The organism is Aeromonas sp. ASNIH4 (assembly GCF_002934425.1).
GTDB classification, from domain to species: Bacteria; Pseudomonadota; Gammaproteobacteria; order Enterobacterales; family Aeromonadaceae; genus Aeromonas; species Aeromonas hydrophila.
The window spans coordinates 1,408,544-1,420,884 of the sequence record NZ_CP026217.1; the positions used below are offsets into that span (position 1 = coordinate 1,408,544).

At 61.3% G+C, this 12,341-nt stretch carries 11 protein-coding genes and 1 riboswitch; of the genes, 8 read left to right on the top strand and 3 right to left on the bottom strand.

The window, feature by feature from the left end; all coding sequences use genetic code 11:
• Positions 1-7: 7 nt before the first annotated feature.
• A complete protein-coding gene (locus tag C2U40_RS06595) occupies positions 8-2,104 on the top strand; it encodes an ATP-binding protein (RefSeq protein WP_181014813.1) in 2,097 nt (698 codons plus the stop codon).
• A gap of 227 nt (positions 2,105-2,331) precedes the next feature.
• Here C2U40_RS06595 and C2U40_RS06600 read toward each other — a convergent pair whose 3' ends face one another.
• From C2U40_RS06600 to narQ, 3 genes are all read right to left on the bottom strand, one after another.
• Entirely contained in the window at positions 2,332-2,907 is a 576-nt protein-coding gene (locus tag C2U40_RS06600; RefSeq protein ID WP_017410430.1) for an LON peptidase substrate-binding domain-containing protein, read from the bottom strand.
• 104 nt (positions 2,908-3,011) lie between these two features.
• Complete coding sequence (gene narL, locus C2U40_RS06605; protein ID WP_017410431.1) at positions 3,012-3,650, bottom strand: two-component system response regulator NarL; 639 nt, start codon at positions 3,648-3,650, stop codon at positions 3,012-3,014.
• The gene (gene narQ / locus C2U40_RS06610) at positions 3,650-5,362 is read right to left on the bottom strand and encodes a nitrate/nitrite two-component system sensor histidine kinase NarQ (RefSeq protein ID WP_016350249.1); all 1,713 of its coding nucleotides are present in this window, start codon (positions 5,360-5,362) and stop codon (positions 3,650-3,652) included. Before narQ ends, narL begins: the two co-directional genes overlap by 1 nt.
• Positions 5,363-5,441: 79 nt before the next feature.
• Positions 5,442-5,581, top strand: a riboswitch (molybdenum cofactor riboswitch).
• Between narQ and moaA the strand changes: the two genes are divergently transcribed.
• The 7 genes from moaA to C2U40_RS06645 all read left to right on the top strand — a co-directional run bounded on the left by moaA (position 5,569) and on the right by C2U40_RS06645 (position 12,332).
• A complete protein-coding gene (gene moaA / locus C2U40_RS06615) occupies positions 5,569-6,564 on the top strand; it encodes a GTP 3',8-cyclase MoaA (protein WP_103827930.1) in 996 nt (331 codons plus the stop codon). Its footprint overlaps the riboswitch before it by 13 nt.
• A 249-nt stretch (positions 6,565-6,813) precedes the next feature.
• On the top strand, positions 6,814-7,323 hold the full coding sequence (napF, locus tag C2U40_RS06620) for a ferredoxin-type protein NapF (protein WP_103827931.1): 510 nt from the start codon (positions 6,814-6,816) through the stop codon (positions 7,321-7,323).
• 29 nt (positions 7,324-7,352) lie between these two features.
• Positions 7,353-7,616, top strand: coding sequence for a chaperone NapD (locus C2U40_RS06625; RefSeq protein WP_024943776.1), 264 nt, complete (start codon positions 7,353-7,355; stop codon positions 7,614-7,616).
• Positions 7,617-7,764: 148 nt separating this feature from the next.
• Positions 7,765-10,254: a nitrate reductase catalytic subunit NapA gene (napA, locus tag C2U40_RS06630; RefSeq protein WP_103827932.1), complete on the top strand. Its 2,490-nt coding sequence runs from the start codon at positions 7,765-7,767 to the stop codon at positions 10,252-10,254.
• A 16-nt stretch (positions 10,255-10,270) separates the two neighbouring features.
• Positions 10,271-11,005 (top strand): ferredoxin-type protein NapG, encoded by a 735-nt coding sequence (napG, locus tag C2U40_RS06635; protein WP_103827933.1) that lies wholly within the window; start codon positions 10,271-10,273, stop codon positions 11,003-11,005.
• A complete protein-coding gene (gene napH, locus C2U40_RS06640) occupies positions 11,002-11,877 on the top strand; it encodes a quinol dehydrogenase ferredoxin subunit NapH (protein ID WP_103827934.1) in 876 nt (291 codons plus the stop codon). Before napG ends, napH begins: the two co-directional genes overlap by 4 nt.
• Entirely contained in the window at positions 11,877-12,332 is a 456-nt protein-coding gene (locus tag C2U40_RS06645; RefSeq protein ID WP_005299342.1) for a nitrate reductase cytochrome c-type subunit, read from the top strand. The genes napH and C2U40_RS06645 overlap by 1 nt, the downstream gene beginning before the upstream one ends.
• Positions 12,333-12,341: the final 9 nt, after the last annotated feature.

The following is a 12,341-nucleotide window of genomic DNA, read 5'->3' on the forward strand; positions in this document are numbered from 1 at the left end:
AAACAAGATGATTGGTAACACGGAACTGGAAGCCCTCGGCGACAAGCTGCAGACCACCCTGGTGGAGCTGGTGCGTTGCCGGGAACGCGAGGCCAAATACCGCCAGGAGTCGCAAACCCTGTTGTGCGGGGTGGCGACGCTGGCCGATGCCCAGACGCTGGAACAGGTGCTGGACAGCCTCATTCAGGTGCTCAAGCCCTTCATCGGCTTCGAACATGCGGATGTGGTGGCCTGGGAGGGAGAGGGCGGCATCACCCACCTCAGCACCCAGGATGGTGAAGTGGGGCGCAGCTGGCAGCTGACCCCGCTGTTCTCTCGTGCCATCGAGGGAGAGACCCTGGTCATCTATGATCCGACCCAGTTGCCGGAACTGGCGCCGCTGGCCGATGTGGCGGGCTGGGCCAGCGTCATGATGACGGGCTTGCGCGCTCCCGGTTTTTCCGGCGTGCTCATCTGCCGTCACGCCGTGATGGGGACCTTCGATCTCAAGAGCAAGGCTGCCATGCAGCGCTGTCGCCCGCTCATCTCCCAGGCGCTGGTCAACATCGCCTATCGAGCCCGTCTGCAGGAACAGGTCGAGCTGAAAACGCTGGCCCTGCAAGCGGGCGAACAGCGTTTTCGCAGCTTTGCCGGCATGGCGTCCGACTGGTTCTGGGAGACGGATACCGAGCACAGGCTGAGCTATGTATCCGCCCCCGGTCAGCAGGGAGACATGCTGGTGCATCAACCCGGCCAGAGCCTCTACGATTACGCCCATGACAGGCGCGACCCCGAATGGGGCAAGTATCGCCGGCTCATCGGTCTGCACCTGCCGGTGCGGGCGGTGCGGGCCCAGGTCAGCCTGGCAAAGGGGCCACGCTGGATGGAGATCAACGCCGAGCCCTGTTTCGATGCGGCCGGCGTCTTCATCGGTTATCGCGGCACGGCGCGGGACGTGGGCAACCAGATCCGCCGTGAGCAGGAGCTGGCCAGGGCGCGGGACGAAGCGGAAGCGGCCAACCGCGCCAAGTCGCAGTTCCTGGCCATGATGACCCACGAGATCCGCTCTCCCATGAACGCGGTGCTGGGCATGCTGGACCTGCTGCAACACGCCCAGCTTGAACCCCAGCAACAGACGCTGCTGGGCCATGCCACCCATGCCGCTCGCCTGCTGCAAACCATCATCGACGACGTGCTCGATTTCTCGAAGATTGAATCCCATACCCTGGAGTTTCACTGCGAGACGCTGCAGCCGGCCCAGCTCTGCCAGTCCCTCATCGAGCCGCTGCTGGCCCAGGCGGGCAGCAAGGGCATCGACCTGCGTTGGCGGGTAGACGACGCCGTACCAGCCCAGCTGCAGGGGGATCCGGTGCGCCTCTCCCAGGTGATCAGCAATCTGCTCGGCAACGCGGTGAAATTCACCAGTCAGGGCAGCGTATTGCTGCAACTGAGCTGGCATGAACAGCAGTTGAGGGTCTCGGTGACCGACAGCGGGATCGGTATCTCGGCCGAGGATCAGGCGCTGCTGTTTGAACCCTTCTCTCAGGTCGACAGTTCGGCCACCCGTCGCTTCTCGGGCACCGGGCTGGGGCTGGCTATCAGCAAGCGGCTGGTGGAGTTGATGGGCGGCAGCATTCAGCTGCGCAGTGCCCCCGGTGAGGGGAGCTGCTTCTGGTTCGATTTGCCGGGCATGGCGCTGCCATGCGAATGCAGCAGCCGGCCCGAGCCGGATCAGCAGCCCATTCAGGATCTGGATGTGCTGGTGGTGGAAGACAGTCCGGTCAATCAGCTGGTGGTATCGCTCATGCTGCAAAAGCTGGTGAGCCGGGTCAGAGTCGCGGCCAACGGGCTGGAGGCGCTGGCCCAGGTGGCGGAGCAACGGCCTGATCTCATCCTGATGGACATGCGGATGCCGCAGATGGATGGACTGGAGGCGACCCGGCGTCTGCGAGAACTGGGTTGTAGCGTGCCCATCGTGGCGCTGACAGCCAACGCCATGGCGGAAGACAGGGCTCGTTGCCTGGCCCAGGGGATGGATGACTTTCTGGCCAAACCGATAAGTCTGATGCGGCTGCGAGAGTGTCTGCAACGCCATTTTCAGCCCGCAGCGCCGGATCGTAGCTAAAAAAAATGGTCAACCTGGGTGGTTGACCAATTCTTCAGCAAATACTGAAGAGAGCACGGGATAAATCGGGTTGTACGATTCTATATGAAAAAGTCGTGCCAACTTTTCAGAACCAGTTTATGCGGCTTGCAGCGCGGTTATTGATTTCTATTGGGCGCTTGATTTGCAAAATGCGAAATTCTTGTTTTCATTATCGGAATATTCGCATTTTGCAATACACTTCTGACTCACTGTGCGATCAGTCGGCGCAAGAATTGACGGGCCGCTTCGCTATTTTGTTTGGCAATCAACATCTGCTTTTCATAGATCGGCATCGGCAGGATTTCGAGCCAGCGTTGGCAGAGCCAGGCCGCATCGTCAAACTGCTTGTCCGGGTAAAGTTCATCCAGTTCCGGATACTGTTCAAACACTTCCCGTAGCCGGGTCACCAGCGGCTTGTCGCTGAAGTCTGAATGGGTGCTCGGCCAGTTGGGCAGGGCTTCGACTCTGGCCCGGCGCAGACCCAGCTCGTCCGTTTCCATCTCGTGGATGCAGAAACGTTCCATGCCGAGTACGGTGACGCCGAGCAGGCCGTCATTCAGGGTGTAAAAGTCGGTGACTTTGACCCGGGTGCCGACCGGCAGGATCCGCCCGGACTTGCCAGTCGTTGTCGCCTCTTCCATCACGATGCCGAAGCCCTGGTCATTGATGAATGACTCCTTGAGCATCTGCAGGTGGCGCGGTTCAAACAAACGCAGAGGAAGCTTGCCACCAGGCAGTATGTGGGAAGGCAAGGGGAACAGTGCCAAGGGTTGAAGTTTCATGTTCCATCCTCCATTGAGTAGTTGCTGAATAGGACAATGCAGCGACTGTGCCAGAGAATGAAAAAAGCCACCGGAAGGTGGCTTTTTGCTGGATGGGAGGGCGTTTAGTTGCGCTGCTCCAGGTACATGACAGCAGCTTCCACGCGGCTTTGCGCCTCGAGTTTCTTGAGCAGGCTCTTGACGTGTACCTTGACCGTGCCTTCGGAAATATGGAGCACGGAGGCGACCTGTTTGTTGGAGAGGCCCTTTGCAATTTCGCGCAGGATTTGCATTTCGCGACGCGTTAAGCTCTCCAGCTTCTGCTGCAGGTGATCCAGCTCGTAGATGTTCTCGAGGTAGGGACGCAGCGGCTCGCTCAGGATCTGTTTGCCGGTCATCACGTCCGCCAGCTGGGCCAGCAGCATGTCTGGCTCGGTATCCTTGAGCAGGTAGCCGTCGGCGCCGGCCTTGAGCAGCGCCACCACGTCCTGACGGGCGTCGGAAACGGTCAGGATCACCACCCGGGAGGTCACTTCCTCGGTGCGCAGCGCCTTGAGGGTGTCCAGACCGGAGAGGCCTTTCATGTTGAGGTCGAGCAGGATCAGATCCGGTTCGGACTCCTTGGCCATGGCGACGGCATCGGTACCGTTGGAAGCTTCACCGACGACTTCGATGTTCTCCTCCAGGGCCAGCAGCTGCACAATCCCTTTGCGCATGAGGGGATGGTCATCCACGACCAGAACACTATATTTCATCTCGTCCATCAGGCATCTCTTGTTAGGCTGGTGGGAAAGGTCAGATGTACGCAGGTGCCTCTGGGCGGCCTTTCGCTGATGGTCAGCAGACCATGCAGCTTGCTGGCACGCTCGTTCATGATGCTCAGGCCATAGTGGTTGACCGCCGAGCTTGCGATCCCTATTCCGACACCATCATCTGAAATCTGAACCTGGATGTTACCATCGGCGAGGGTCTCACAGCTAACATCAATCACTTGCGCACTGGCATGTTTGATGGCATTGAGCACTGCCTCACGGATCAGCTGCAAGATATGGATATGCTGACCGGCTTCGAGATCGGTATCGGCCAGACCGTAATGGAGCCTGATGTCGGCCTGGGTCTGCGGCTTGAGCTGCTCCAGCATCACCTTGATGGCTTCACCGAGGTTGGCGTCGCCAATGCTGAGGCGGAAGGTGCCGAGCAGCTCGCGCAACTGGGTATAGGCGCTGCCAAGCCCCTCATCGATCTGCTGCATGGCGGCTTCGGCTTTGACCGTATCCCCCTTGGCGAAGGAGCGCTTGAGCAGGGTGGACTGGATTTTGAGATAGGAGAGGGCCTGGGCCAGCGAGTCGTGCAGCTCGCGGGCGATGACGGCCCGCTCTTCCATCAGCAGCAGACGCTGGTGTTGCAGCAGGGTCTGATCCTTGTGCAGCACCTGGGCCAGCAGCATGGAGAAGTTCTTCATCAGCCGCTCGTCGATGGGGTGGCTGCTGATGACGTCGAGCCGGCCATACTCCTGCTCGTCCATCTGCAGATAGAAGCTGACCACGGCATCCAGATCGCCGGGCCAGCCCTTGCGGCCTGTGATGTAGTCCGGCATGGCATTGTGCTCGAAGCGGGTCAGCCGGATATAGTCGATGTGCTGGTGGGCCGCCGCCCGCTCCAGCAACTTGAGCAGGGTACGCCGGCTCAGCGGCGCCGCGTGCAGCTTCTGGGCGGTGCTGTAGAGGAAGGAGAGGGTGTCGTTGGCCTGCTGCAGCTTGGCGGTCTTCTCTTCGACCTTGCTCTCCAGCTCCCGGTAGAGCTTGCCGAGCTCGTCGGCCATGGTGACGAAAGCCCCCGACAGCTCCCCCAGCTCGTTTTCGCAGTGGGGAGGCAGGGTCAGGTCGAACTCCTGGCGCTGGATCTGGCGAGCGCAATAGACCAGCTGATTGAGCGGAGCCACCACCTGCTGGCGGGTAAAGCGCACCGTGAACCAGGCGATGGTGATGATGGAGAGCAGCCCCAGCCCTTCGGCCAGCGCCAGCATGCGCACCTTGAACTCCACGTGGTATTGCATCTGGTTGACGAAGTCGTCGATGGCCGCGACGAACTGCTCGGTGTTGTCGGTGTAGCGCCGCGGGGTGGCGTTTTCGATGTGTTCGCGCATCACCTGCCACTGCTGCAGCACCTCGCCATAGGTGCGGCGCAGGGAGGCGGGAGTGATCCAGCGCTGGGTCTCCTGCAGCTCGGCGGCATGCAGGGTCTGCTCGAACTGATCGAGCCGGCTCAGCACCTGCTGGCCCTGTTCAATCTCGTAGGCCATCCGGTAGGCCTGCATCCGCAGGGAGCCGGAGAGGTTGATCGCCTTGGCATCGGGGACCGAATAGAACAGGGTCACCATGGCCACCACGGCGATCAGGCTTGCCATGAACAGGATGAGCACCATGGAGCGCCCGATGGCGCTGCTGACCGAATGTACCTTGAACCACTTTCCCATGCCGGCTCTCTTCCTTCACTTCAGACAATAACCCCACAAAGTAGCATGGGAGTGTACTCCAACTTGTGCTAGCATCGAAAAACTAGATGAACTCCGAGCGGTTTTGCCTAAGTCCTCATGATAGGGGGAAACCGCCGTCAGCCGATGTTCGAGCTGTAAGGGTCAGGAAAGAAATGCCCTGGCCTCCCGTATTTGGAAAGGTGTTTATGTCGCCACTGCAAGATGGTTTTTCCCGTCGTTTCTACTATTTGCGCCTGTCGATCACCGACGTGTGCAATTTTCGCTGTACCTACTGCCTGCCCGATGGTTACCGTCCACCGGCCGGTGACAAGGCGGGGCGTCGGCCCTTTCTCTCTCTGGAAGAGATCCGCCGTGTCGTGTCTGGATTTGCCGCCATGGGCACCCGCAAGGTGCGTCTGACCGGCGGGGAGCCCTCCCTGCGCCGGGACTTCACCGCCATCATAGAGACGGTGGCCAATACCCCCGGCATCGAGAAGGTGGCCATGACCACCAATGGTTATCGTTTGAAAGAACGGGCCCAGGAGTGGTTCGATGCGGGCCTGACCGCCCTCAACGTCAGTGTCGACAGCCTGGATCCGCGCCAGTTTCACCAGATCACCGGTGAGAACAAGCTGGCGGAGGTAATGGATGGCATCGAAGCGGCGCTGGCCGCTGGCTTCAAGTCGGTCAAGATCAATGCCGTGCTGCTCAAGGGACTCAACGATCATCAGCTGGATGCGTTTCTGGCCTGGATCCGGCACAAGCCCATCGAGCTGCGCTTCATCGAGCTGATGCAGACCGGTGAGATGGATACCCTGTTTCGCGATCATCACGCCAGCGGGGCGCTCATCAAGCAGCGTCTGCTCGATGCCGGTTGGCTGCAGCAGCTGCGCGGTGCCGACGATGGCCCCGCCCAGGTATTCATGCACCCGGAGTCGATGGGCGGGGTTGGGCTCATCATGCCCTACAGCAAGGATTTCTGTGCCGGTTGCAACCGGCTGCGGGTCTCTTCCCTCGGCAAGCTGCACCTCTGTTTGTTCGGCGACCACGGGGTGGAGCTGCGGGATCTGTTGACGGCCGACGGCCAGCAGGATGAATTGCAGCAGCGGATCCGCAGTGCCCTTGCCGGCAAGGCGGCGACCCATCGACTGCACGAAGGCAATGCCGGCATGACCCCGCATTTGGCCTCCATCGGCGGCTGATCCACGGCAGCCGACAAAAATAGCCATCGATTAATAAGCAATCCTCAAATGGGGGTATTTTGCCTTGCCCCCGTTGTTCTTTATTGCGCCAAGGGTTTGATCCAGCGCAAGAATCCCCCCTGATTATCTCCCTGGTGGTATATCCCTGAACTTGTCAGGGCCGCAATATACACCCACTCTTATAATAGGTATTGAAAATACCTGTCATGGGACTCACTCGTGCGCCATTACCAGCAGCAAGGAGCCGTTATGCCGGATGGGGTCAACCTGTCGCGTCGCAGTCTGTTTCGGGGTCGTCTGACATTGAATGAGCCTCGGGTGCAACTGCCCTGGTCTGTCGCCTGGTCCGATTTTGCCGCCGACTGCACCCGCTGCGGTGACTGCCTCACGGCTTGCCCGGAGCAGATCCTGGTCAAGGGCGATGGTGGTTTTCCAAGCGTGGATTTTCTGCGCGGCGAGTGCACTTTTTGCGGGGAATGTGTCGCCGCTTGCAAAGTGCCGATATTTCGCCCGACCACGGAGGCACCCTGGCAATACATCGCCCATATTGAAGCCAACTGTCTGGCCTATGGCCAGGTATTTTGCCAGCGCTGCCAGGACAGTTGCGAGCCCCGGGCGATCCGTTTCTCCCCCGTGCTGGGCCGGGTGCCGACCCCCAGCATCGATGCGGCAGCCTGCACCGGTTGCGGTGCCTGCGTGATGGATTGTCCGGTGGGCAGCATCCGGGTGGGGGCCCCCGCTGGCGAGGAGTCCAGATGAAGCAGGATCTGTGTGAAGCAGGAGTCACAATGAAACAAGAGTTCCATGTATCGAGCCTGGTGGTGCTGACCCAGCCCTCCTTGCGTCACCAGCTCGCAGACGAGATCGCGACCCTCGAGGGGGCCGAGATCCATGCCGTCAGTGATGAGGGCAAGCTGGTGGTGACCCTGGAAGGTCCGAGCCAGCGTCCCATCATGGCGGCCATCGACGCCATCAATGCGATGCCGGGCGTATTGTCCGCCGCCCTGATTTACCACCAGTTTGATGAGCTCGAGGCCCAGTGCAAGGAGTAGCGCCATGAGGCCGAGCCTGCGTGACTCATCGTAATGGCCGCCATGGATGCAAAGATAAAGCGATGCCGGGGTACGAGTTCGCCGCCCTGAGCCAAAACCAGTTCGATACACTCGACAACTTACGCGATAAGCAATGTGAGGATATGCCATGAAGCTGAGTCGACGCGACTTTATGAAGGCCAACGCGGTGGCGGCAGCCGCTGCCGTTGCTGGTGTCAGTGCCCCCACGCTGGCGGCCAATCTGATCACCAGTACCGACAAGACCGCTATCACCTGGGACAAGGCTCCGTGCCGTTTCTGCGGTACCGGCTGTTCCGTGCTGGTGGGTTCCCAGGATGGGCGCGTCGTGGCGACCCAGGGCGATCCCGATGCACCGGTCAACCGCGGCCTTAACTGCATCAAGGGTTACTTCCTGTCCAAGATCATGTATGGCCAGGATCGCTTGACCCAGCCCATGCTGCGCATGACGGACGGCAAGTTCGACAAGAACGGCAACTTTGCCCCCATCAGCTGGGATCAGGCCTTCGACATCATGGCCGAGAAGTTCAAGACCACCCTGAAAGAGAAGGGACCGACCGCTGTCGGCATGTTCGGCTCCGGCCAGTGGACCGTGTGGGAAGGCTATGCCGCCGCCAAGCTGATGAAGGCGGGTCTGCGCACCAACAACCTGGATCCCAATGCCCGTCACTGCATGGCTTCCGCAGTCGTGGGCTTCATGCGTACCTTCGGCATGGATGAACCCATGGGCTGCTACGACGACATCGAGCAGGCCGACGCCTTCGTGCTGTGGGGCTCCAACATGGCCGAGATGCACCCTATTCTCTGGTCGCGCATCTCCGATCGCCGTCTGTCCCATCAGGATGTGCAGGTGCACGTGCTCTCCACCTTCGAGCACCGCAGCTTCGAGCTGGCAGACAACGGCATGGTGTTCACCCCGCAGACCGACTTGGCGATCCTTAACTACATCGCCAACTACATCATCCAGAACGACAAGGTGAACTGGGAGTTCGTGAACAAGCACACCCAGTTCCGCAAAGGGGTGACCGACATCGGCTACGGCCTGCGTCCCACCAACCCGCTGCAGCAGAAGGCCAAGAACCCGGACAGCGGCGACTCCACCCCGATGAGCTTCGACGACTTCGCCAAGTTCGTGGCGGATTACGATCTGGAGTCCGTTTCCAAGCTCTCCGGCGTGCCGAAGGACAAGCTCGAGAAGCTGGCCCAGCTCTATGCCGATCCGAGCAAGAAGGTGGTCTCCTACTGGACCATGGGCTTCAACCAGCATACCCGCGGTGTCTGGGCCAACAACCTCTGCTACAACATCCACCTGCTGACCGGCAAGATCTCTACCCCGGGCTCGGGTCCGTTCTCCCTGACCGGTCAGCCCTCCGCCTGCGGTACCGCCCGTGAAGTGGGTACCTTCGCCCACCGTCTGCCGGCCGACATGGTGGTGACCGAACCCAAGCACCGCGCCATCGCCGAGAAGATCTGGAAATTGCCGGAAGGCACCATCCCGGAGCAGGTGGGTTATCACGCCGTGCTGCAAAACCGCATGCTCAAGGACGGCAAGCTCAACGCCTACTGGGTGATGTGCAACAACAACATGCAAGCCGGCCCGAACATGAACGAAGAGGGGCTGCCCGGTTATCGCAACCCGGCCAACTTCATCGTGGTGTCCGACCCTTATCCGACCGTAACCGCCCAGGCGGCCGACCTCATCCTGCCGACCGCCATGTGGGTGGAGAAAGAGGGGGCCTACGGCAACGCCGAGCGCCGTACCCAGTTCTGGCACCAGCAGGTCAAGCCGCCGGAAGGGGCCAAGTCCGACCTGTGGCAGCTGATGGAGTTCTCCAAGCGCTTCAAGGTGGAAGAGGTATGGCCGGCCGAACTCATCGCCAAGATGCCGGAAGTGAAGGGCAAGACCCTGTTCGACGTGCTCTATACCAACGGTCAGGTCAACCAGTTCCCGAAAGAGCAGAGCAAGGGGGCCCTGAACGATGAGGCCGAGCACTTTGGTTTCTATGTCCAGAAGGGGCTGTTCGAAGAGTACGCCACCTTCGGTCGCGGCCATGGCCACGATCTGGCTCCGTTCGATCAGTATCACGAAGCCCGTGGCCTGCGCTGGCCGGTGGTGGACGGCAAGGAGACCCTGTGGCGCTATCGCGAAGGGTTCGACCCTTATGTGAAAGCGGGCGAAGGGGTGCGTTTCTACGGCAAGCCCGACGGCAAGGCGGTCATCTTCGCGCTGCCCTATGAGCCGGCCGCCGAAGCTCCCGACAAAGAGTACGACATGTGGCTCTCCACCGGTCGCGTGCTGGAGCACTGGCACACCGGCACCATGACCCGTCGCGTGCCCGAGCTCTATCGCGCCTTCCCGGATGCGGTGCTGTTCATGCACCCGGAAGATGCCAAGGCCCGTGGCGTGCGCCGTGGTGAAGAGGTGATCGTCTCCTCCCGCCGGGGCGAGGTGAAGACCCGGGTCGAGACCCGCGGCCGCAACCGTCCGCCCAAGGGACTGGTGTTCATGCCCTTCTTCGACGCGAGCCAGCTGGTCAACAAGCTGACCCTGGACGCCACCGATCCGCTCTCCAAAGAGACGGATTACAAGAAGTGCGCCGTCAAGGTCGTCAAGGCATAAGGCGGGGGAGCGCGAGATGAGTCGTAGTCGGCGCCAGTTTCTGGCCGACATGGCCAAGGGGGCCTGCGGTGTGGGCCTGCTTGGCGTGGGGCTCGGCGGCATGGCGCGCCAGCAGGTGCAGGCGGTGCCTGCCCAGGCGCTGCGCCCGCCGGCCGCCCTCGACGAGGCACAGTTCCTCGGCGCCTGCGTGCGCTGTGGGCTCTGCGTCGAGGCCTGCCCCTACGACACTCTCAAGCTCGCCCGGCTGTTTGAACCCGTGACCACCGGCACCCCCTACTTCAAGGCGCGCGCCGTCCCGTGCGAGATGTGTGAAGACATCCCCTGCGTGGTGGCCTGCCCGAGCGGGGCGCTGGATCAGACCATGACCGACATCGATCAGGCACGGATGGGAGTGGCTGTGCTCATCGATCATGAGACCTGCCTCAACTACTTGGGGCTGCGCTGCGACGTCTGCTACCGGGTCTGCCCGCTGATCGACAAGGCGATCACCCTGGAGCTGCAGCACAACCAGCGCACCGGCAAGCACGCCATGTTCCTGCCCACGGTGCACAGCGATGTCTGCACCGGTTGCGGCAAGTGCGAGCATGCCTGCGTGCTGGAGGAGGCGGCCATCAAGGTGGTGCCTCGCCAGCTCGCCAAGGGGGAGATCGGCCACCACTACCGGCTCGGCTGGGAAGAGAAGGCGAAGGCGGGCAAATCGCTCATCGGCGACAGGCTCATTCTGCCGACCCGCAAACCGGAGGGGCTATGAGTCGTTATCCGGGAGCCGAGGCTGCCGCCAGGCTGGGCTGGTGGCGGTCACACCGCTTCCTGCTGCTGCGCCGGCTCTGCCAGTTCGGTGTGCTGACGCTGTTCCTGCTGGGGCCGCTGGCGGGCATCTGGATCCTCAAGGGCAACCTCTCCAGCTCGCTGCTGCTGGAGACGGTGCCGCTCACGGATCCGCTGACCCTGCTGCAGTCGTTGGCGGCGGGCCATTGGCCCATCCCCACCCTCTGGCTGGGGGCCGTCATCGTGCTGCTGGGTTACTGGCTGGTCGGGGGGAGAGTGTTCTGCTCCTGGGTCTGTCCGGTCAACCTGGTCACCGATGCCGCGGCCTGGCTCAGGGGGCGACTTGGCCTCAAGGGCAACGGTCAGTTCAGCCGTACCACCCGCTACTGGCTGCTGGCCATGGTGCTGGTGGCACCGGCCATCGCTGGGGTGCTGGTGTGGGAGCTGGTCAATCCGGTGTCGCTCACCCTGCGCGGCCTGTTGTTTGGCATGGGGGCGGGCTGGGCCTTGCTGGCGGTGCTGTTCCTGTTCGACCTCTTCGTGGTAGAGCGGGGCTGGTGCGGTCACCTCTGTCCGGTGGGGGCCTTCTATGCCCTGGTCAACCGGGTCGGGTTCATCAAGATTTCTGCCAAGGGGCGCGAGCGGTGCAGCAACTGCATGGATTGTTATGCGGTCTGCCCGGAACGTCCCATCCTGCGCGGCCCCGTTCACGGTGCCAAGCGTGGTCACGGGCCCTTGATTGTGGCTCAGGAGTGTACCAACTGCGGCCGTTGCATCGATGTCTGCGCGGAGCAAGTTTTTGAAATCACTGTAGGTTTTGCCGTCAAGGCAGAGAAAACGTCGGAGAACACATAATGAAGAAGCTGATTGGAGCAATGCTGGCCTGTCTGATGGCAGGTTCCTTGATGGCGGCAGTCCCCGAAATCACCAACAGCACGGGGGGCATCAAATCGGAGCGGGGGAGCACGGATCTGGTGACGGATGCCGATGCGGCTCCCATGAAGAACTTTCGCAAGGATGGTGATCTCTATGATCGCCAGTACATGCATCAGCCCCCGCTGATCCCCCACGACACCCGCAACTATGAAGTGGACAACAAGGTCAACAAGTGCCTGGCCTGTCACAGCTTCAAGAACGCCAGCGCCATGAAGGCCCCCAAGATCAGCCCGACTCACTTCGAGACCCGTGACGGCATGACCCTGGGCGAGGTCTCGCCGCGTCGTTACTTCTGCCTGCAGTGCCATGTGCCGCAAGCGGATGCCAAGCCGCTGGTGGAAAACACGTTTAAACCAGTTGAAGCGCTGAACTGAGGAGCCCAT